This is a genomic window from Pseudomonas sp. KB_15 (genome assembly GCF_052114525.1).
Taxonomy (GTDB): Bacteria; Pseudomonadota; Gammaproteobacteria; order Pseudomonadales; family Pseudomonadaceae; genus Aquipseudomonas.
The window spans coordinates 45,632-67,250 of sequence record NZ_JBFREX010000016.1; the positions used below are offsets into that span (position 1 = coordinate 45,632).

Sequence of the window (21,619 nt, forward strand, 5' to 3'; positions counted from 1 at the left end):
TTTAAACTTCCCTTTAAACGAACCGAGGTGAATTAACGAATTTGCTCCGAAGCCAGTGCAGCCAACTCACCTCGCAGTTCGTCACTCAGTGCCTCGTCCATGAGAATACGCTCCAGTTCCTGACGGAACGTAGCATTGTCCAACAGGTTGGACTTGAGGTCGCGCAGCAGATTACGCATTGCCAACAGTGCGCGCAGTTGCGGAATTTGCCGAGCCACTTGTTCTGGCTCGAAGTCCTTCATGCTCCGGAAACCCAGATCGACCGCCGTTTCGCCGGCATCCTCCACCAGGGTGTTGGCCACCGCCAGCTTGACCTCGGGAGAAAACCCGGCCAGCACGCTATCGAAATTATTCTTGTCGATTGCGACCTTGCTTCTCTCGGATAACGGCCGCTGTTCCTTGCCGTTGCTGTAGTCGCCCATCACCATCAACTTGAGCGGCAATTCGACTTTTTTCTGTGCGTCGCCCGTATGCAAATCGAGCTTGATGTTGACTCGTGCCTTGGGCACTTCGCTTTGAAAACTACCAGAAGCCATAAATCCTCCTTGGATATTTGTAGCAACATACAGCGTTACAAAAATTCAATTACACAATCGAACTCAGGAGTTGAGCCGACAATACGCAATCAGACAAACGGACATAGTATGCAAGTTTGCTTCGGCTGCGAAAGATGAGCCTTTTCAAAGGAGATCGCAACTGCAGAAACAAATACTCAAACACTGCCAGATGCAATAGTGAACCATCTTACAAAGCCATTCCATCCACCAAAGCAATATTTAGAAGCATCTTACATTGCACTCAGAACTTACCCACTCTCTAAATAGCTATTTCCCACACAACTAAGGAAATTTCCTACACAAAGATTATTGGCGTGTTTTAGTTGCTGGTCGGCATAGCCGTTGAGACAGCGGATGATCGGTTAACTCGGGAAAAGCGGGGGAGGCGATTTCACGACTGCCGTGCCCGAGCCTTGAAGACCGGGCACGAACAGCACAGTTATGCGGGACTCTAGAATTTTTCCGCAATGTACTTGAACGGATAGTTCGGATCCCGATAGTTACCGGGACTTTGGCGCTTGGGCAGTTTCACTTTTGCCCGCGGTACATCCTCGTAAGGAATGCTGCGCAGCACATCGCTGATGATGTTCAGTCGCGCCCGCCGCTTGTCATTCGAGTTGGCGACCCGCCAAGGGGCGAATTCGGTGTCGGTGGCCTCGAACATATCGTCCCGGGCCCGGGAGTAGTCGTACCAGCGGTTATAGGACTTGAGGTCCATGGGCGACAGCTTCCAGATCTTGCGCCCGTCGGTGATACGCGCCTTGAGTCGTCGGGTCTGCTCTTCCTGGCTCACTTCAAGCCAGTATTTGATCAGGATGATTCCCGATTCGACCAGTGCATGCTCGACTCGCGGCACCACGGTGAGAAACGCGCGCACCTGCTCGTCGCTGCAAAACCCCATGACCCGCTCGACACCGGCGCGGTTGTACCAGCTGCGATCGAAGATCACCACTTCACCGGCCGCCGGCATGTGTGGCAGATAACGTTGCACATACATCTGGCTTTTTTCCCGCTCGGTCGGTGCCGGCAACGCTATCACCCGGAACACCCGCGGACTGACCCGCTCGGTCAGCGCCTTGATGGTCCCGCCCTTGCCGGCGCCATCACGGCCCTCAAAGACGATGCAGACCTTGGCACCCGTGTGCTGCACCCACTCCTGCAGCTTGACCATCTCGACATGCAGCCGCGCCAGTTCCTCGAGATAAACCTTGTTCTTGAGCTTGCCGCTTTCAACCGGTTTGCTCTTCGTTGCAGCCTTCTTTGCCATGCCCGTTACCTCCTTCAATGCTTCGCACCGCGCCCGGAATGCGCCCGGCCGCGTTCATTCAGCGCCGACTGCGCTGGTAATGCTCAACCGCCAGTTCCAGATTCAAGAACATGCGCGCCTCGCCCAACTTGCGACCCAGCGGTGCCTTGATGACCATGTTCCAGACGCTCGGACTCATACCTACCAGCCACAGCGAGATGCCTTTCTCGCTCATGCGTTGCTCCGCACTGGTGAGCATCTTCAGCGCGGTGTATTCCAGATCGAACACGCTGCGCAGGTCCAGGACCACGACTTTGGGAGTCGCCACATCAATCAGCGGCCGGATCTTCTCGGCGATGCGCTCGGCATTGGCGAAGAACACCCGCCCCTCGGGCCGAAGCAACAGCAGCCCGTCAAAGTGTTCGTCGTCGACGTGTTCGGCGGACTGCGGCCGGTACACATTGGTGCCTGGCTTGCGCCCGAGGACGTACACCGGTGGGTCCGAGACTTGATAGGCCAGTGCCAGCAACGACACCACGATCGCCACGACGATCCCTTGCAGCGTGCCCAACAGCATCACGCCGATCATGGCCACCACGGCCCAGGCAAATTCAGTGCGGCGAACCGACATGATCTCGCGAAATTCCGCCGGCTCGATCAGGCCCACCGAATACACAATCACCACGGCAGCGAGCGTGGCATTGGGCATCAGGCCAATGAGCGGTGCCAGCAACAGGCAAGTGCCCAATGCCAATGCAGCAGTGACCAGTGCGGCCAGTTGCGAACGGGCGCCGGCCAGGCGGTTCACCGCCGTCTGGGTGGTGCCGCCACCGGCGACCATGGCCCCGAGAAACGCCCCGCCGATGTTGGCAACGCCTGTGGCCAGCAGCTCCCGGTTCGGTTGCGGTGCAGGCTCGTCACTGCGGGCGAACGCGCGCCCTGCCGCGATGGTTTCGGTGAAACTCATCAACGCAATGCCCATCGCCGAAGGCCACAGGGTTTCGGCCAGCGACCATTGCGGCAGGGTTGGCGCGGGCAACCCGATCGGCACCACGCCGACGGCGGACACACCAAAGCGCTCCAGGCCAAACAGGCTCATGCCGATAATGCCAAGCGCCACCGCAATCAAGGGTGCAGGCAGTCGCGGTGTAAATCGCTTCATGCCCACCAGCAGCAGGACCATGAACACACCGACCGCCACCGTCGGCAGCGAGGCATGACCGATGCTCTGGACCGTGGCCAGCAGATTGTGCAGGAAGCCGCCTTTGTCGATGTGAGTACCCAGCAGCTTGGGCAACTGGTCGAGCACGATGACCACGCCGATGCCGGCCTTGAAACCCACCAGCACCGGCTCGGAAATGAAATTGGCGACGAAGCCCAGGCGCAGCAGCCCGGCGACGATCAGGATCGCGCCCACCATCAGGGCCAGCGTGGCGGAAGCCGCCAGCAAGGTCGCCGCATCGCCATCGGGGCTGATCTGGCCCAATGCGGAGCCGGCGAGAATGGCCAGGGTGGTCGTGGTGCTGACGCTGAGCGGGCGTGACGTGCCGAGCACGGCGTAGATCACCATCGGCACCAGCGCCGTGTACAGCCCGACCTGCACCGGCAGGCCGGCAATGGTGGCGTACGCCAGCGCCTTGGGAATGACCACGGCTGCCGCCGTCAGCCCGGCGACCACATCACCCCGCAGCCAGTCTGGCCGGTAACTGCCGAGCCATTGCGGGATCAACAGGCTGCGCACGCTACCCCGCCGAGGAGTGCCTGGAATCCGCTCTTGCGGATGGCTGCCTTGTGGATTCATCAGTCACTCCAGTCGCCAATCGTCCATGCGGATGATGAGTGGGCTCAACTGACCGCACAATCCTTTAACTGCACGCGCAACCATTGCAAACCTTCGTCGGCATCGAAGTGCGTGTGCCAGCAGGCAATTCACGCAAGCTCGACCAGTTACAAATGTAGCTGGTTTGCACGACTACGCCGCCACATGGCTGGCGAAGGAGACAGCCGCCCCAACATCACCGTTCAAAAATAGAAAGCCTTATATGGACGACGTCACAAAGGCGATAAATGCGCTATACCCGCTAACTCCCCCATTGCAGTTCTTCAACTCAGGAGTTTGGCAATGAAGCTCAAAATCTCAGTGGCAGCACTCATGGTGACGGCAAGCCTTTTCGGCTGCGCCACTTCATCGGACCACGGTGTGAACGTAACGTTGGTCGCCACCCGGCAAAACACTGGTCAGATCGGCAACGTCACGTTGACAGGCTATGAYCAGAAAACCGGGCTCAGTTTCTTCGTCAGCGGTGTTCCAATGGGGGCATCCCTGCCCTTGCGTCTTTACTCCTTCATCAATAAAGGCAGTTGCCAGCAACCCGGGGCAGTCGCTTACGCGATGAACGACACCGTCAACACCGAACGCCAACCCATACGCGGCTGGACTTTTTCCAGAACCGCACCTGTCCCGTTGCAAACCCTGCTTGCCGGCGAATATTCGGTGCTCGTGCGAACGGCTTCGACCGATGGCAACGTCGATATTTTTTGCGGGGATATCAAGTCAGGAGAGCCGATGAAATAGCCACGGCCATTCCAGATCGGCCCACGCCCCGGTACCGCTCGTGCCACCGGTTGTTCAGTGCGAGCGGTGGCGTCGGGTGAGTGCAAACAGGTCCAGCGACGACACTGGCAAAAGCCCCGGTCACAAACCTGTCATTACTCACTGATAACGTCCTGACGCTTTTGCGAACCGCACCCGCTCGATCTCCGATCGCCCGTTCCCTGTACCAGGGCTTTGCCCATCCGCTCAAGGTGACACTCCAGGTGTACTCAAGCACGACGCGCAAGCAAATCATCATCAGGTCCAACGACATGAGCTGCGACGACTTTGGCGCGTTGTTCTCGAACCTGTTCGGCAACCTTTATTCCGACTCTCCGCCACCGCCGAAAGACATCATCATCGGTGGGGTCTATGGCAGGCATGAAGGTGTCAGTTTTCGTCGCATGCACTATCGCGGTGACTTCACGGTGGCTTTTCCCGCGCCCCTTGATGAAATCACCTTCGTCATTCCCACCGCCGGCAAGATCATCTTCAATCACGTTACCGAGTCGGTAGGTTTTGCCCAGGTCGGCCTGGCGATCGACAAGGCCGAGGTCCGCTCGGCGCGCTTTGTCGACAATCATGCGCAGCACGGGATTTCGATCAGCCGTCGGCTGATCACCGAGCGCCTGTCGACGCTGCTGGGCAAACCCATCCTGCAAAAGGTGCATTTCGAACCGGTGGTGGATCTGAAGGCATCGGCCTTGCAGGGCATCCGGGCATTGATCGAACTGGCCACGGGCACCGAGTTCGACCTGCTGATCAACACCGGTTCGCTGATGCCTTCGCGCCTTCGCGAAATGCTGGTCGATGCGGTGCTCGAAACCTGGCCGCACAACTTCACCGAAGCCCTTCAGCGCCCTTCCCCACTGATTGCGCCGCGGCATGTGAAGCTGGCCGTCGAGTACATTCAGGCGCATCCCGACCACCTGGCCAGCGGCACGGAACTGGCGCAGCTGACCAACGTCAGCCTGCGCGCATTGCAGGAAGGTTTTCAGCGTTTCATGGGCACTTCGATCGTTGCCTATCAGCGGCAAGTACGCCTGGAGCGCGCCTTTGCCGCACTGTCTCAGGGGGCGTCGCCATCGGTGACAGAGGTGGCCTTGCAACACGGCTTCAGCAATGTCGGCCGGTTTTGCCAGTATTTCCAGAGTGCCTACGGCCTCAGCCCCACAGACGTAAAAAAGGGCCTGCGAACGCGGCCAATGGCGACCAGTTGAGGATTTGTGGGAGCGGAAGGTCAGCCACCCTCGTCGTCGACAGCCAGTCCGCCTTCGCGAGCAAGCCCGCTCCCACCATTGACCGGTGTCGAATACAAATCCCGTGTACGACACAAAACCACTGTGGGAGCGAGCTTGCTCGCGATCGCGGAAGGTCAGCCACCCTCGTCGTCGGCTGCTAGTCCGCCTTCGCGAGCAAGCCCGCTCCCACCATTGACCGGTGTCRARCACAAATCCCGTGTACGACAAAAAGCCACTGTAGGAGCGAGCCTGCTCGCGATGGCGGTATGTCAGCCACCCTCTTCGTTGGCTGTGAGTCCGCCTTCGCGAGCAAGCCCGCTCCCACCATTGACCGGTGTCGAACACAAATCCCGTGTACGACAAAAAGCCACTGTAGGAGCGAGCCTGCTCGCGATCGCGGTATGTCAGCCACCCTCTTCGTTGGCTGTGAGTCCGCCTTCGCGAGCAAGCTCGCTCCCACCATTGGCCGGTGTCGAACACAAATCCCGTGTACGACACAAAACCACTGTGGGAGCGAGCTTGCTCGCGATGGCGGTATGTCAGCCACCCTCTTCGTTGGCTGTGAGTCCGCCTTCGCGAGCAAGCTCGCTCCCACCATTGACCAGTGTCGAGCACAAATCCCGTGTACGACACAAAACCACTGTGGGAGCGAGCTTGCTCGCGATGGCGGAAGGTCAGCCACCCTCGTCGTCGGCTGCTAGTCCGCCTTCGCGGGCAAGCTCGCTCCTACAGATTGTTTTAATCTGATCGTCAGAACAGATAACTGGCCTTCAGCCCGCCATTGAAGCCATGGCTGTCGCCGCCACCGCTGGCGCCGATTTGCGCACCCACGCTCCACGGTCCCAGGTTGGCCATGACGTTGACGCCACCGGTGAACTGGTCACGGTTGTCGAAGGCGGCTTGCTGTTCAACGTCCAGGCCCAGCAGATGCCCTTCGCTGTCGATTTCATGGTCGCCCAGCACATGCTCGTAGCCCACTTGCACCCCCGGCACCAGTTGCCAGGCGCCCAGGCTGACCGGTGCAAAGGATGCGTTGAGGTTGGCCACCGCGCTCTTGCGGGTCTGGTGGATGCCATCGACGTCCAGCGCCAGCTCGCTGCCTTTTTCCTGGAAGCCCGACAGGTTGACGTGGCTGACCCGCACACCGAGGCTCGGCTCGAGGGTCACGCCGTTCACCGGTACACGGTAACCCAGTGCCAGGGTCGCGCCGGTGAGGTTGCCATGACTGTCGCCCTTGGCCGTGCCCAGGCCGCCGCCGAGTTCGCGCTTGCTCTCGTAATCCAGATAGCCGGCGCTGGCATCGACATCCACAAACAGGCCGCGCTCCAGACCGTTCGGAGCAAAGCGAGCACCAACGCTGAAGAAGGTCAGGTCGGTATCCGCCTCGCCACCCGCGCCACCGACATTGCCGCTGCTGTAGCCGAAACCGGCATGGGCGCTCAGTTGTTCGGAAAAACGCTGGGTCAGGCCAATCATCATGCCCTGGCTATGCTCGTTGCTGCTGGAGGCCTGAGACGAGCCATCGGTACCCAGATACCCCGCCAGGGCGGTACTCCACAGGCGATATTGCCCGGCCTTGAGGTCGATGCCGCTGGTGAAGGGCGCGGCAGCCTGCTCGATCATCGCGCCCTGGCGCAGCAGGTAGCTGGCAGCGTCGGCATGCACCTGACCGCCGACCGTGGACTCGACGCCACCGAGGCTGCGCGCATCGATAGCCGATTGCAGATAATAGTTGTAGGCGCTGTAGGTGCCCGACAGGTTGCTGTTCTGCAGTTGTTGCAACAACTGCGCGCCGGCCGCGGCGTTGCCGGCCAGGTCCGACGCGCCAGGCAAGCTGTTGTAGAACACCATCTTGCCGCGCAACACATAAATGGTTTCCTGGGACAGGCCGAGGCCTTGCTTGAGGTAGTTGTCCATCGTGCCGTACTGCGCGGTCACCTGGTCCAGGCCGGCCTGCAGGTAACTGGCCTCCACACCGATCAACGGCCCGTAGATGGTCGCCATGCCCGGTGGCATCGCCGCCAGGGTCGCCTTGATACGCGCGGCGGTGTAGTCGTTGGTCGCCAGGTAGTTGCTCATGATGGTGGCATCGTCGACCCCGGCGATGCTTTGCAGCACAGCGGCGGTCCAGCCCGTACGGTCCTTGCCGGCCGTGCAATGGAACAGCGCGGCACCGTCGACCGCGGCCAGTTCATTGAACAGCTGGTTGAACTCGCTGCGCATCCCCGCGTTCCTGACGAAATCGCGGTTGGTGTCCTGCATCATCGCAGTGGCTTCGGCGGCGCTGTGGAACGCGATATTGGTGATATTCGCCCCGGAAGTGGAGCCGCCGATGATGTCGATATTGGTGTACGTCGCGCCAGTGGGCATCGTGTCGGGCGTGGCGGCGATCTCGCTGGGCGTGCGCAGGTCGTAGACAGCCTTGATGCCCAGACCGTTCAGGGTCGCCAGATCCGCTGCCGACGGGGTCAGCGCGTTGGAGCGGTAAAACACCCCGCCACGCATCGTGCCGTCATTGGCGGTGGAATACGCGGTGGTGAGACCCGCAACATCGCGGAAATTGTCGATGCTCTTCAGGCGTGGCGTGTTGAGGGGGACAGTCTCGGCAGCCTGGGCGGCAGCGATGGACAGGCTCAAAACAGACAGCGAACACACAAGTCGTTGGAACACAGTGCAGCCTCATTGAAATCGCGTTGGGCTGACTAATATCTACATTGAAATGACGCTGAACATGACAAATCGCCCGCGGACGCAAATCACTGCGCGATGTGTCCGGGCGGCTCGTTTTCTGTCCGTGCAGTGCCCGTTGTGCGGCCAACTTTGGTGCCACAAATGAATGATATGCCGGGTGGGAAGCGAGCTGCGCCATGTCCGGCGATCAAATTCCAGTTGCAAAAAACCCGCCTCTCAGCGGGTTTTGGCTTTTCCGAACTGATGTCTACAACCGCGAACTCAATGGGTTTTTTTCGAGGTCGACAGTCCGGCTTTACTCAAGCCTTTGGTGTTGTGATCACCTGGCGTCGAGGCCGAAATGGCCCTGGCCCTGGAGATGCCGCGAGTATCCTTGGAATGGGCGATGCCTGAGGTCGTGGTGCCATGACCGTTATCATCATTGCGGTCACTACCGAAATGGTTCCCGCTGATACCATGGTCCCGCACGGACTTGCCGGCATGGTCGCTGTCCAGCCCGTTGCCGCGGCCGTTACTGCCGGAGTGGCCTGTACCGGCGTGTCCGCCACCCATACCGCCGCCGTGGCCTGCGCCGTTTCCACCGCCATTTCCGCCACCGCCACCGCCGCCATTTCCGCCACCGTTTCCGCCACCGCCACCGCCACCGTCCTTCGCGTATGCGGAACCCATGATCGACAGGCCACTAGGCAGCAAAGGGGCGGCTGCAAGCATCATGGCGCATGACATTACAGCAACGAGACTCTTGTTTTTAAAAAGCATGATTGCTTCCGTAAGTGGTTGATATCGCGTGACGTATGACGCGATAGCCCCCGGACAGTTCACGCTTGACGACAGACGGCCAGGCTGCCATTCACCTGTCAATCAAACGCACCGTCGAGAATCTCATAGACAAGCCCGGTGGCCAGCGCAACCAGGATCAGATCCGTGCCGACTTGCTGCCATTCGTAGCCATCATAGTGGGGTAGCCTGCCGACCAGTCGGCCATCGAGTTTTTTGGCGATGCCGGGAGGAAGCGGCTTGCCTCGGGCAAGGTTCTTTTGAATACCCGGTGGCAAATCAGGACCGGGGCTCCAGTAGCCCGTATTCACGCCAATGATCTCGAGCACGCTGCCCCGGTTGATGCTCGGGCCATTACTCCAGTCCCCGCCACCGGAATTCTTGTTCTTGTTGCCATGACCGCCCTGGTTGCCATGGTTGACCTTCCCGTTACCCTGGCCGTTACCGGGATCGGCCAGCGCCGTCACCGAGCCGCTGATCAGGGTCAAACAGGTGATTGCTGCAATCAATGATCGAGTCTTGTACATGAGTCGTTCCTTCGTGGTGGGAAGATTCTCTGAAATTCAGACGCTATTGACGCGCCAACGCAGACCATTGCGGCGATCCGCGGGTTTATCGAGAAGTGACGCCGCAACCTTCTTCGATGTGAATCCACGCTTGATACGTCGCAGATACTTCAATGCGTGGTGCTGTTTCCCGATTGTTACCTCAGCGCCGCAGTTGTCACTTCTGCGCCGCCGAACTGGCCAATAGAGTATGGCCGTCGGTGTGGAACAGGGTCGTCAACTTGTCGGCCCGCGCCGACACCGATCCCCCCATCACGGAAGAGGTGAATCATGAGTTTCGTCAAAGTTGAAAAAAACCAGAGCAGCGCCCCGTCGGAAGCCGACATGAAAAAAGCCATGGTCGAGTCCGGCGGCAAGCCGGGCGAGGTCACCGGGACCAATGCCGCCCGCACCCTGACCTACACCGGTGTGGTCAATCACACGGTGTACGAGAACAAGCTGATCGAGATCGCCAAGGGCAAACGCACCAGCTGGAACTTCGTCTGGGCCGATGCCAAGGCCGCCTGAGGTCAAGGCGGGGCGGCCGATCGGCTGCCCAGCTGATTCAGCCCCTGATACACCCCCGATACCCGCTTGTAACACCAAGACACTTAGCCGCCCTGCCCCTCGCCCCTAGAGTTCTGGACCACAGGATGGCGAGTGCCGACGCCCTTGGGCCGTAGCCGCTGATAGGTCAAGCGATAACACCCGGGTGGAATGCTCAAGCGCACCGGGTCCTGCTGGCCGTTGCCGGCGTAATGCGCTGCGAGCTTGCGCCGCAAGCGCCCCACCTGCACTCGCACCACAGGATCGTCGCCCGTGCAATACACTGCCGGATCAGGACGAAACACCGCGATGCCGATGGCGTGTTCGGTCAGCGGCGTATTACAGGCCTGAAGGTCGTGCTCGACCAGAAAGCGCAACAGGCTGCCCATGCGCCTGGATTTGGCAAACAACGGGCTGGCCAGCAACAGCGCCAGCACCCGCTCGATTTATTCCCGATCGAGCGGCACGGGAACCCCCGCCGCAGTCGAATCGGCCATGCTTTTGATCACCATCGCCTGCCTCCGTGCAGGTTGCCGACAGGAATGGATGTCGCAATCCGTGATTACCCTTGCAGTGTGAGCAGGAACGGGGCTCGGGCACTGCAACGACCAAGCGTAACAGCCGTGTTGATATCGGCAGGCAATTGCGATGGTAGCAACCCGCCATCCGACGAACGTTCAATCTTGAAGTCTGAAAAATTTGTAGGACTGGTCCCTTTGTGGCGAGGGAGCTTGCTCCCGCTGGGCTGCGAAGCGGCCCTAGTCCTTTGCACCCCATTTCCTAAGACTCACCGCAGTGCCCGGTTTTACGGCGGCAGAGCCGCCGAACGGGACGGTGCGGCGATCCGACAAGCTCCCTCGCCACAGGGGGCATTTGGCGTCCTACAGGTCGGTTGCAGCCGTCGAAGTCGATGCCTAATGTGCGCCCGTCGCTGACTTGAATTGGCGATTGGGTTTCGCAGCCCTATAGAAGATGGCACACCGCTAAATGACAACTGTGGCAAAATTTGCCGCCGTTTCGTTTTATGGCGGCTGTGTGTGGGAGACCTTCGGGTCTGCCGGGCTTCACTCTTCTCCGGTCTGCGAACCCGCACATAGCTGCCACCCATTTGTTTCGCAGCAAAAGGTGGCACTTCATGATCCCTTGAAGAGTTCTACCTTATGACAATGCAAAACCCACCCCGCCACTTCACCCCCATGAAACAAATCGCCACCAGCTACCCCGTCCTCCTCATCGACAGCGACGCGCCCTTGCGCGAACTCCACAACTGCGCCGCCGAACGCCTCAACGCCGTCCTGCAATACCTCAACCTCATGGCCTGCACCAGCCTCCCCGACTACGCCGAAAACGACATCAACACCGTCACCAACATTTCGCGGATTCTGCTTCAGGATGTGCGGGATGTGTTTGGGGTGATTGAGCAGCGGGGGTTTGAAACATCCAAGGCGCAATAAGCAAATTCCAGTCGTAAAAAACCCGCGTTAATGCGCGGGTTTTCATTGCCTGATCCTGATGGCTTCCGTCTGGAGGGACCGATTGCCCGACCTGACAACGCGTCACCGGGTCAGCCATTTATCAGAAGTTGGCGGGCGTGTTCGCGCTGATAATCTCCGCCTCATCCGCCCCGATATTGCGAAACCGGTGCGGCAAGGTCGTCGGGAAGTAATAGCCATCCCCGGCGTTCAGCACACTCACCTGGCCATCCACGGTCAACTCAACCGTGCCACGGGTCACCAACCCGCACTCCTCGCCTTCGGAATGCACGATCGGCTCTTCACCCGAACTGGCGCCCGGCGCGTATTGCTCGCGCAGCAAGCGCATCTGCCGGCTCGGCACGGACGCGCCGATCAGCAGCAGGCGCAGGCCATGACGGCCGAGGTCGGGCTGTTCGCTGGCGCGGAAGACGTACTGGTGTTCGCGCGGTGGCTGATCGAAGGTGAAGAAGTCGGCCAGGGACATGGGGATGCCCTCCAGCAATTTCTTCAGGGAGCTGACGGAAGGACTGACTCGATTCTGTTCGATCAGGGAGATGGTGGCATTGGTGACGCCGCTACGCCGGGCCAGCTCGCGCTGGGACAGTTTGTAGCTTTCGCGTACTAATTTGAGTCGTGAGCCCGTGTCCATGACAGCCTTATGCGCCAACCTGTAGGAGCGAGCTTGCTCGCGATTGCGATTTTAGCCTCAACATTGATGTTGATTGAACCGGCGCCATCGCGAGCAGGCTCGCTCCTACGGGGATAATGGAGGGGTGGAGTGCAGGCGCGGATCACGCCGTTTTCCGGTCCCGGAAACGTGAAAAGCGGCTATTAAATCACGTTTGTTGGTAATGCTCAGCAGGTTCGATAAACGGCAGAATAAAACAACCTGTAGGAGCGAGCCTGCTCGCGAAAGCGGTGTGTCAGGCGACATCTGTTTTGGCTGATATGGCCTCATCGCCAGCAGGCTGGCTCCTACAGGGGACGGCGGTGTTTCAGGTATTAAAAAGCCGGCGACACCCTTTGGGGGGATGCCGCCGGCGAGGTAAAGCTTAGATGCCGAAACGGTCGCGCAGCGAGTAGTACACGGCGCCGAGGGCGGTCAACGGTGCCGAGAAGGTGCGCCCGCCGATCATTGGCATGTGCGGCAAGGAGGCAAACGCGTCGAAGCGCTCGGCGTCGCCGCGGATCATTTCCGAGATCAGTTTGCCGGCCAGGTGCGAGCAGGTCACGCCGTGTCCGCTGTAGCCCTGCATGTAGTAAGCGTTTTTCTCGATACGGCCGAATTGCGGCATGCGCGACATGGTCAGCAGGAAGTTGCCGGTCCAGCGGTAATCGATCTTCACGTCCTTCAATTGCGGGAAGGTCTTGAGGATCTTAGGGCGGATCAGTTGCTCGATGTCGTCCGGTTCGCGCGCACCGTAGACCACGCCACCGCCGTACAGCAGGCGGTTGTCGGCGGTGAGGCGGTAGTAGTCGAGCAGGTAGTTGCAGTCTTCGACGCAGTAGTTGTTCTTGATCAGGCTGCGGGCCTGCTTTTCCGACAACGGCTCGGTGACGACGATCTGCGAGCCGCACGGCATGCTCTTGCTGGTCACGCGGTTGTCCAGGCCCTGCGGCAGGTAGGCGTTGCCGGCGATCAGAAGGTACTTGGCCTTCACCACGCCTTTTGCAGTGCGCACGGTGATCGGCTCGCCGTAGCTGATTTCCACTGCCGCCGATTGCTCGTAGATCTTGCCGCCCAGGCCGATGATCGCCGAAGCCTCACCGAGTGCCAGGTTCAGCGGGTGAATGTGACCGCCCTGCATGTCCAGCAGGCCGCCGACGTAGGCGTCGGAACCGACTTCGCGCTTGATATCGGCCGCGTCGAGCATCTTCAGGTTCTTGTTGCCGTAGCGTTCCCAGCTCTTCTTCTGCTCGGCCAGGCCCTTGAGTTGCTTCTTGTTCATCGCCGCGAAGATGCCGCCGGGACGGTAATCGCACTGGATGTCGTAGTGCTGTATGCGCTGACGAATGATGTCGGCGCCTTCGAAAATCATGCTGCCGAGCACTTCGGCGGTCTTGTCGCCGTAGCGCTCTTCGATGACATCGACGTCGCGGCTGTAGGAGTTGACCAGTTGGCCGCCGTTGCGACCGCTGGCGCCGAAGCCGACTTTGGCCGCTTCCAGCACGGTCACGCTGTAACCCGCTTCGGCGAGGAACAGCGCCGAGGACAGGCCGGTGTAGCCGGCGCCGATCACGCAGACGTCGCAGTCCACCGCGCCTTCCAGCACCGGAAAGTCGCCGGTGAAGTTGCGGGTGGCGGCGTAGTAGCTGTTTACATGCTGTTGATTAGAAGAGCTGTGTTTCATAGGTTTCTCCGATGGCCGCCGGCAACGTGCCGGCGACCGCCGCTTAAAAGGTGTTAGAGCTTGATCCAGGTCGCTTTGAGTTCGGTGTACTTGTCGAACGCGTGCAGCGATTTGTCCCGACCGTTACCCGACTGCTTGAACCCGCCGAACGGCGCGGTCATGTCGCCGCCGTCGTACTGGTTGACCCAGACGCTGCCGGCGCGCAGGCCACGGGCGAAGGTGTGGGCTTTGCTCAGGTTGCTGGTCCACACGCCTGCGGCCAGACCGAAGATGCTGTCGTTGGCAATCGCCAAGGCTTCTTCAGCAGTGTCGAAGGTGATGACCGACAGCACCGGGCCGAAGATTTCTTCCTGGGCGATAGTCATGGCATTGGTTACCCCGTCGAAAATCGCCGGTTCCAGGTACAGGCCACCGGTGTCTTCGAGGGTGCGGCTGCCGCCGGCGATCAGTTGACCGCCCTGCTGTTTGCCGACTTCGATGTAGCGCAATACGTTGTCCAGCTGACGCTGGTCGACAACCGCGCCGACGGTGGTCGCAGGATCGAGCGCATGACCCGGTTTCCAGACTTGCAGGGCTYCCACCAACAATGGAATGAACTGCTCGCGGATCGAACGCTCCACCAGCAGACGCGAACCGGCGGTGCAGACTTCGCCCTGGTTGAAGGCGATGCCACTGGCCGCTGCCTGTGCTGCCGCGCGCAAATCCGGCGCGTCGGCGAACACCACGTTCGGGCTCTTGCCCCCCGCTTCAGCCCAGACGCGTTTCATGTTGCTTTGCCCGGCGTAGATCATCAGCTGCTTGGCAATCACCGTGGAGCCGGTGAAGGCCAGCACGTCGACGTCCATGTGCAACGCCAGCGCCTTGCCGACGGTGTGGCCGTAGCCCGGCAGGACGTTGAACACGCCTTTCGGAATGCCGGCGTCCAGTGCCAGCTGCGCGATGCGGATCGCGGTCAGCGGGGATTTTTCCGAAGGCTTTAGGATGAACGAGTTGCCCATCGCCAGGGCCGGGGCGAATTTCCAGCTGGCCATGATCAGCGGGAAGTTCCACGGCACGATGGCCGCGACCACGCCGGCCGCTTCGCGCGTCACCAGACCAAGCTGATCGTGGGGCGTGGCGGCGACTTCGTCGTAGATCTTGTCGATGGCTTCGGCGGTCCAGCGGATCGCATTGGCGGTCGCTGGAATGTCGATGCTCATGGAGTCGCTGATCGGCTTGCCCATGTCGAGGGTTTCGAGCAGGGCCAGCTCTTCCTGGTTCGCCAGGATCAGGTCGGCGAAACGGATCAGGATGCGCTTGCGCTCGGCCGGGGCCAGGTTGGCCCAGACGCCGGATTCGAACGTGCGGCGCGCTACTGCGACCGCCGCATTGGCGTCGGCTTCGTCGGTGCTGGCGACGTTCGCCAGGAAACGACCGTCGACGGGGCTTAAGCATTCGAACGTAGCGCCACTGGCGGCCGCGCAGTACTGGCCGTCAATGAATGCGCGGCCTTCGATTGTTAGGGACTGGAAGCGTTGCTCCCAATCGCTGCGAGTGTTTGTCATGGTTGTGACTCGACGCAGGGGAATAGGTGATCAGCCGGGCCGAATGCCAGTGATCAAAAATATCTGAAAAAACCGCAATCCCTGTGGGAGCGAGCTTGCTCGCGATAGCGGTGATTCAGTCGACATCTATGTTGAATGCCAGACCGCTATCGCGAGCAAGCTCGCTCCCACAGGGGTTGGCGGCGCACACAGGATGTGTGTGCACCTCCAACGCCATCAAACGGTGTGCAGGTACCAGTTGTACTCAAGGTCAGAGATGGAGTTCTCGAACTCGGCCAGCTCGCTTTCCTTGCACGCCACGAACACGTCGATGTACAGCGGGTCGATGTATCTGGCCATGACTTCGCTGTCGTCCAGCTCGCGCAGGGCATCGCGCAGGTTGTTCGGCAGGCTCTGCTCGTTTTGCTCGTAGCTGTTGCCTTCCACCGGGGCGCCCGGCTCGATCTGGTTGGTCAGGCCGTGGTGCACGCCTGCCAGGACCGAAGCCATCAACAGGTACGGGTTGGCGTCGGCACCGGCCACGCGGTGTTCGATGCGCACCGAGTCTGGCGAACCGGTCGGCACACGTACCGCTACGGTACGGTTGTCGATGCCCCAGCTCGGCGAGTTCGGCACGTAGAACTGTGCGCCGAAACGACGGTACGAGTTGACGTTCGGGCAAAGGAACGCCATCTGCGCCGGCAGGGTCTCGAGCACACCGCCGATCGCGTGTCGCAGCGCGGCGTTCTGCTCGGGATCCTCGCTGGCGAAGATGTTGTTGCCTTCTTTGTCGAGAATCGAAATGTGCACGTGCAGACCGTTACCCGCCTGGCCCGGGTACGGCTTGGCCATGAAGGTGGTGTCCATCTCGTGGTCGTAGGCGATGTTCTTCACCAGACGCTTGAGCAGGACTGCGTAGTCGCAGGCCTTGATCGGGTCAGCCACGTGATGCAGGTTGACTTCGAATTGCGCCGGGGCGCTTTCCTTGACGATGGCGTCAGCGGGAATGCCCTGCTCTTTAGCGCCTTCGAGGATGTCTTGCAGGCAGTCGACGTATTCGTCGAGGTCGTCGATCAGGTACACCTGGGTTGACATCGGACGCTTGCCGGATACCGGCGAACGTGGCGATTGCGGACGACCGTTCACGTTGTCCTGGTCGATCAGGTAGAACTCCAGTTCGAACGCGGCGCAGATGGTCAGGCCCATGTCGTCGAACTTGCGCACAATATTAGCCAGCACTTCACGCGGGTCGGCGAAGAATGGCTCGCCTTCGAGTTCGTGCATGGTCATCAGCAGTTGCGCGGTCGGGCGCTTCTGCCAGGGTTCGATGCTCAGGGTGCCCGGGATTGGGTAGCAGATCCGGTCGGAGTCGCCGATGTCCAGACCCAGGCCGGTGCTTTCCACCGTAGAACCATTGATGTCCAGAGCGAACAGAGACGCCGGCAGGTTGATGCCTTTCTCGTAAACCTTATGAAGACTGGTGCGCTCGATGCGCTTGCCGCGCACCACACCGTTCATATCCGCAATCAGAAGGTCGACGTACAAAACCTCAGGATGTTTCTTAAGGAATGCGTTTGCTTCGTTGAGTTGAACGGCACGCAGAGGGACCGACATGATGCACCTATTTTCTACTGTTAATTATTATGTTCACCGCCCTTTCACGAGCCCAGTCAATCCGAAAGGCAAAGTGAAGTCAATAGCGAACACCTGGCCTTTCAGCGTTTATTTTCGGGCCTCTCAGAAGGACGAGAGTGCCAGATACGCCCTCAAACACGCGTAAACCCTGAAGATCGGACGTGCGGCGTTTAGAATTTTTTACATGAGAGTTGTTAATTAAAATCAACAAGGCTAAGCTCCGGAAAAGCTCGTTCAAGTGTGAAACTTCGAGGTGATAAAAATGGCATTCAAGCCATTGATCGGCGTTACTGCGTGCGTCAAACAGATTGGCCTGCACCCCTACCACATCAGCGGTGACAAGTACTTGCGTGCTGTCAGCGTTGCGGCGCTGGGGCTGCCTGTCGTTATTCCTTCCTTAGGCGACCTGACCGAAATCGATGACCTGCTGCCGCAGCTCGACGGTCTGTTGCTGACCGGCTCGCCTTCGAACGTGGAACCCTTCCACTATCAAGGCCCCGACAGCGCCCCCGGTACGGAGCACGATCCGCAACGGGACCGCACCACCCTGCCGTTGATCCGCGCGGCTATCGCTGCCGGCGTTCCGGTCCTCGGCATCTGCCGCGGTTTCCAGGAAATGAACGTGGCGTTCGGTGGCAGCCTGCATCAGAAAGTCCATGAACTGCCTGGCTTGCTCGATCATCGTGAGGCCAACCATCCGGACCTGGCCGTGCAATACGCGCCGGCCCATGCGGTGAACGTGCAGCCTGGCGGTGTGTTCGAAGCGCTGGACCTGCCTGCGGTGTTCCAGGTCAATTCGATTCATGGCCAGGGCATCGACCGCCTCGCGCCCGGCCTGCGCGCCGAAGCCGTCGCGCCCGATGGCCTGATCGAGGCGATCTCGGTCGAGCACAGCAAAGCCTTTGCCCTCGGCGTGCAATGGCACCCCGAATGGCAGGTCCTGAACAACCCTCCTTATTTGAGTATTTTCCAGGCGTTCGGCGATGCCTGCCGACAACGGGCGGCGCTGCGTCACTCGAGCTGACGACCTGATACCCACATTCAACGATTAACTGCCCACCGCGAGCGGGCAGGCACTTTTGCGTGCCCCGCTCGCGAAAACAACACACTGCAATAACAACAAGTACGACCCAGGCAGCCAGGACGGCGGCGCCGAATAAACCCGAACGGGAGAGCGCAGATCTTTGTAGGAGCGAGCCTGCTCGCGATGGGGTGTCAGTCGACACCACAGTGGCTGACACACCATCGCGAGCAGGCTCGCTCCTACAAGGGGCCAGCGCGAACCGGCTTCACGGGTTTGCAATCCACTATTAAGCCGGGCCGTATTGGCCGGGCGACTGAAACCTGTTGGGAGTTTCACATGGCAAACGCCTCCAGCATTTACAGGAAGGCTCTTGAAGGTCACCAGGCACCGAAAAAGGTGTTGGTGAAAGTCGATCGCGTCACCAAGAAATTCGACGAAACCACAGCCGTGGACGATGTGTCCCTGGAAATCCACCAGGGTGAAATCTTCGCCCTGCTCGGGGGTTCCGGTTCCGGCAAATCGACCCTGCTGCGCATGCTCGCCGGTTTCGAGCGCCCGACCGAAGGCCGGATTCTGCTCGACGGTGTCGACATCACCGACATGCCGCCGTACGAACGACCGATCAACATGATGTTCCAGTCCTACGCGCTGTTCCCGCACATGACGGTGGCGCAGAACATCGCCTTCGGCCTCAAGCAGGACCGTTTGCCAGCGGCCGAAATCGAAGCCCGGGTGCAGGAAATGCTGCGCCTGGTGCACATGACCCAGTACGCCAAGCGCAAGCCGCATCAACTGTCCGGCGGCCAGCGTCAGCGTGTGGCCCTGGCCCGATCCCTGGCCAAGCGTCCGAAGCTGCTGCTGCTCGATGAACCGATGGGCGCACTGGATAAAAAGCTGCGCTCGCAAATGCAACTGGAGCTGGTGGAAATCATCGAACGCGTTGGCGTGACCTGCGTGATGGTGACCCACGACCAGGAAGAAGCCATGACCATGGCCCAGCGCATCGCGATCATGCACCTGGGCTGGATCGCCCAGATCGGCAGCCCGGTGGACATCTATGAAGCGCCTGTCAGCCGCATGGTCTGCGAATTCATCGGCAACGTGAACGCCTTCGACGGCACCGTTGTCGAGGACCTGGAAGGTCACGCGATCATCCACAGTCCGGACCTGGAGCAGAAGATCTACGTCGGTCACGGCGTCAGCACCTCGGTCCAGGACAAGTCGATCACCTACGCGATCCGCCCGGAAAAACTGCTGGTCAGCACCGTCAAGCCCGAGAACCGCTACAACTGGTCCAGCGGCAAGGTGCATGACATCGCCTACCTCGGCGGCCACTCGGTGTTCTACGTCGAGCTGCCTGGCGGCAAGATCGTCCAGTCGTTCATGGCCAACGCCGAACGCCGTGGTGCGCGTCCGACCTGGGACGATCAGGTCTACGTGTGGTGGGAAGACGACAGCGGCGTGGTACTGCGCGCATGAAAACCTTCAATCAGCAATTTCTAAGGTGGGTCCCCAGCGGGCGCAAGTTTGTCATCGGGATTCCGTTCCTGTGGCTGTTCCTGTTCTTCATGTTGCCGTTCTTCCTGGTGATGAAGATCAGCTTCTCGGAAGCGGCCCTGGCCATTCCGCCCTACTCGGAGATCTACACCTACGCCGAGCAGAAATTCCAGCTGTTGCTCAACATCGGCAACTACACCCTGCTGGGCCAGGATGAGCTGTACCTCTCGGCTTATCTCGGTTCGTTGAAGGTCGCGCTGTTCAGCACACTGATGTGCCTGGTGATCGGTTTCCCGATGGCCTACGCCATTACCAAGGCCAGCAAGGAAGCGCAAAACGTCCTGATGCTGCTGATCATGATGCCGACCTGGACCGCGATCCTGATCCGCGTTTACGCGTGGATGGGCATCCTCAGCAACAACGGTCTGCTCAACGCGTTCCTGATGTGGACCGGGCTGACGTCGGCACCGATCGAGATCCTCAACACCAACACCGCTGTTTATATCGGTGTGGTGTATGCGTATCTGCCGTTCATGGTGCTGCCGCTGTACGCCAACCTGGTCAAGCACGACCAGAGCCTGCTGGAAGCGGCGTCGGACCTGGGTTCGAGCACCTTCAACAGTTTCTGGAAAATCACCGTGCCGCTGGCCAAGAACGGCATCATCGCCGGCTGCATGCTGGTGTTCATTCCGGTGGTGGGTGAGTTCGTGATTCCGGAACTGCTGGGCGGCCCGGAAACCCTGATGATCGGCCGCGTGTTGTGGCAAGAGTTCTTCAACAACCGCGACTGGCCGGTGGCGTCTGCCCTGGCGGTGGTGATGCTGTTGATCCTGATTGTGCCGATTCTGCTGTTCAACCGCAGCCAGGCCAAAGAGATGGAGGCACGGGGATGAAACGCTTCGGATTTTCAAAGTTCATGCTGATTTTCGGCCTGTCGTTTATCTACCTGCCGATGCTGATTCTGGTGATCTACTCGTTCAACGCCTCGAAGCTGGTGACGGTGTGGGGCGGCTGGTCGATCAAGTGGTACGCCGGTTTGCTCGACAACAGCCAACTGATGGGCTCAGTGGTGCGCTCGCTGGAAATCGCCTGCTACACCGCCGTCGCGGCGGTGGCGCTGGGTACCCTGGCAGCGTTCGTGCTGACCCGCGTTACCCGCTTCAAGGGGCGCACCCTGTTCGGTGGCCTGGTCACCGCGCCGCTGGTGATGCCTGAAGTGATCACCGGTCTGTCGCTGTTGCTGCTGTTCGTGGCCATGGCGCAGTTGATCGGCTGGCCGCAGGAGCGTGGCATCGTCACCATCTGGATCGCCCACACCACGTTTTGTGCCGCTTACGTTGCGGTGGTAGTCTCCGCCCGCCTGCGCGAGCTGGACCTGTCCATCGAAGAAGCGGCCATGGACCTGGGTGCGAAGCCATTCAAGGTGTTTTTCCTGATCACCATTCCGATGATCGCGCCGTCACTGGCGGCTGGCGGCATGATGTCGTTCGCCCTGTCCCTGGATGACCTGGTGCTGGCGAGCTTCGTGTCCGGTCCGGGGTCCACGACCCTGCCGATGGAAGTGTTCTCGGCGGTACGTCTTGGGGTCAAGCCCGAGATCAACGCCGTGGCCAGCCTGATCCTGTTGGCGGTGTCGATCGTGACCTTCATGGTCTGGTACTTCAGCCGCCGTGCCGAAGCCACCCGTAAACGCGCGATCCAGGAAGCCATGGACCAGACCGCCAGCGAATCCTGGCAGCAACCGAAAAAGCAGATGGCAGAAGCGACGGCCTAAGGGCCTGCTACACACACGTTTTGTAGCAGCTGGCGGAGCCGGCGTTCGGCTGCGAAGCAGTCGTAAATTCAGACACTGCGGTTCTATCAGGAAGATTGAGTTCGCGGGTTTTACGACTGCCACGCAGCCGAACGCAGGCTTCGC

At 60.1% G+C, this 21,619-nt stretch carries 18 protein-coding genes and 1 pseudogene; 8 read left to right on the top strand and 11 right to left on the bottom strand.

All coding sequences use genetic code 11. The features are described from left to right. Positions 1-32: 32 nt before the first annotated feature. The 3 genes from tssB to AB4Z35_RS15440 all read right to left on the bottom strand — a co-directional run bounded on the left by tssB (position 33) and on the right by AB4Z35_RS15440 (position 3,604). Entirely contained in the window at positions 33-536 is a 504-nt protein-coding gene (tssB, locus tag AB4Z35_RS15430) for a type VI secretion system contractile sheath small subunit (RefSeq protein WP_442097949.1), read from the bottom strand. A gap of 472 nt (positions 537-1,008) precedes the next feature. Further along, entirely contained in the window at positions 1,009-1,824 is an 816-nt protein-coding gene (gene ppk2 / locus AB4Z35_RS15435) for a polyphosphate kinase 2 (protein ID WP_442097951.1), read from the bottom strand. 58 nt (positions 1,825-1,882) lie between these two features. Beyond that, positions 1,883-3,604: a SulP family inorganic anion transporter gene (locus tag AB4Z35_RS15440; protein WP_442097953.1), complete on the bottom strand. Its 1,722-nt coding sequence runs from the start codon at positions 3,602-3,604 to the stop codon at positions 1,883-1,885. 321 nt (positions 3,605-3,925) lie between these two features. On the opposite strand from AB4Z35_RS15440, the gene AB4Z35_RS15445 reads away from it, so the two are divergent. Continuing rightward, positions 3,926-4,378 (top strand): hypothetical protein, encoded by a 453-nt coding sequence (locus AB4Z35_RS15445; protein ID WP_442097955.1) that lies wholly within the window; start codon positions 3,926-3,928, stop codon positions 4,376-4,378. Between the two features lie 290 nt (positions 4,379-4,668). Next, positions 4,669-5,616: a helix-turn-helix domain-containing protein gene (locus tag AB4Z35_RS15450; RefSeq protein WP_442097957.1), complete on the top strand. Its 948-nt coding sequence runs from the start codon at positions 4,669-4,671 to the stop codon at positions 5,614-5,616. A gap of 771 nt (positions 5,617-6,387) precedes the next feature. Here AB4Z35_RS15450 and AB4Z35_RS15455 read toward each other — a convergent pair. The 3 genes from AB4Z35_RS15455 to AB4Z35_RS15465 all read right to left on the bottom strand — a co-directional run bounded on the left by AB4Z35_RS15455 (position 6,388) and on the right by AB4Z35_RS15465 (position 9,632). Then, complete coding sequence (locus AB4Z35_RS15455) at positions 6,388-8,307, bottom strand: tyrosine-protein phosphatase (RefSeq protein WP_442097959.1); 1,920 nt, start codon at positions 8,305-8,307, stop codon at positions 6,388-6,390. A gap of 282 nt (positions 8,308-8,589) precedes the next feature. Further along, a complete protein-coding gene (locus AB4Z35_RS15460) occupies positions 8,590-9,087 on the bottom strand; it encodes a hypothetical protein (protein WP_442097961.1) in 498 nt (165 codons plus the stop codon). Between the two features lie 98 nt (positions 9,088-9,185). After that, on the bottom strand, positions 9,186-9,632 hold the full coding sequence (locus tag AB4Z35_RS15465) for an anti-virulence regulator CigR family protein (protein ID WP_442097962.1): 447 nt from the start codon (positions 9,630-9,632) through the stop codon (positions 9,186-9,188). Positions 9,633-9,941: 309 nt separating this feature from the next. Here AB4Z35_RS15465 and AB4Z35_RS15470 point away from each other — a divergent pair, with 309 nt between their 5' ends. Beyond that, positions 9,942-10,178 carry a hypothetical protein gene (locus tag AB4Z35_RS15470; RefSeq protein WP_007982133.1) on the top strand — a complete coding sequence of 79 codons (237 nt, stop codon included), beginning with the start codon at positions 9,942-9,944 and terminating at the stop codon, positions 10,176-10,178. Positions 10,179-10,291: 113 nt separating this feature from the next. Here AB4Z35_RS15470 and AB4Z35_RS15475 read toward each other — a convergent pair. Next, positions 10,292-10,708 (bottom strand): annotated as a pseudogene (locus AB4Z35_RS15475) (hypothetical protein); the annotation flags it as partial. A gap of 648 nt (positions 10,709-11,356) precedes the next feature. Here AB4Z35_RS15475 and AB4Z35_RS15480 point away from each other — a divergent pair. Continuing rightward, complete coding sequence (locus tag AB4Z35_RS15480; RefSeq protein WP_442097963.1) at positions 11,357-11,650, top strand: fructose-bisphosphate aldolase; 294 nt, start codon at positions 11,357-11,359, stop codon at positions 11,648-11,650. Between the two features lie 121 nt (positions 11,651-11,771). Here AB4Z35_RS15480 and AB4Z35_RS15485 read toward each other — a convergent pair whose 3' ends face one another. The 4 genes from AB4Z35_RS15485 to AB4Z35_RS15500 form a co-directional block, all read right to left on the bottom strand. Next, on the bottom strand, positions 11,772-12,320 hold the full coding sequence (locus AB4Z35_RS15485; protein WP_007982140.1) for a cupin domain-containing protein: 549 nt from the start codon (positions 12,318-12,320) through the stop codon (positions 11,772-11,774). 403 nt (positions 12,321-12,723) lie between these two features. After that, positions 12,724-14,022: an NAD(P)/FAD-dependent oxidoreductase gene (locus tag AB4Z35_RS15490; RefSeq protein ID WP_007999963.1), complete on the bottom strand. Its 1,299-nt coding sequence runs from the start codon at positions 14,020-14,022 to the stop codon at positions 12,724-12,726. A gap of 53 nt (positions 14,023-14,075) precedes the next feature. Next, positions 14,076-15,566 (bottom strand): aldehyde dehydrogenase, encoded by a 1,491-nt coding sequence (locus AB4Z35_RS15495; RefSeq protein ID WP_442097965.1) that lies wholly within the window; start codon positions 15,564-15,566, stop codon positions 14,076-14,078. Between the two features lie 216 nt (positions 15,567-15,782). Then, positions 15,783-17,159, bottom strand: coding sequence for a glutamine synthetase family protein (locus tag AB4Z35_RS15500; RefSeq protein ID WP_007999968.1), 1,377 nt, complete (start codon positions 17,157-17,159; stop codon positions 15,783-15,785). 283 nt (positions 17,160-17,442) lie between these two features. Here AB4Z35_RS15500 and AB4Z35_RS15505 point away from each other — a divergent pair, with 283 nt between their 5' ends. The 4 genes from AB4Z35_RS15505 to AB4Z35_RS15520 all read left to right on the top strand — a co-directional run bounded on the left by AB4Z35_RS15505 (position 17,443) and on the right by AB4Z35_RS15520 (position 21,475). Beyond that, a complete protein-coding gene (locus tag AB4Z35_RS15505; RefSeq protein ID WP_442097966.1) occupies positions 17,443-18,204 on the top strand; it encodes a gamma-glutamyl-gamma-aminobutyrate hydrolase family protein in 762 nt (253 codons plus the stop codon). Positions 18,205-18,540: 336 nt separating this feature from the next. Continuing rightward, positions 18,541-19,683, top strand: a complete 1,143-nt coding sequence (gene potA / locus AB4Z35_RS15510; protein ID WP_057396704.1) for a polyamine ABC transporter ATP-binding protein — start codon at positions 18,541-18,543, stop codon at positions 19,681-19,683. After that, positions 19,680-20,594, top strand: a complete 915-nt coding sequence (locus AB4Z35_RS15515) for an ABC transporter permease subunit (RefSeq protein WP_442097968.1) — start codon at positions 19,680-19,682, stop codon at positions 20,592-20,594. Before potA ends, AB4Z35_RS15515 begins: the two co-directional genes overlap by 4 nt. Then, positions 20,591-21,475: an ABC transporter permease subunit gene (locus AB4Z35_RS15520; RefSeq protein ID WP_442097970.1), complete on the top strand. Its 885-nt coding sequence runs from the start codon at positions 20,591-20,593 to the stop codon at positions 21,473-21,475. The genes AB4Z35_RS15515 and AB4Z35_RS15520 overlap by 4 nt, the downstream gene beginning before the upstream one ends. Positions 21,476-21,619: the final 144 nt, after the last annotated feature.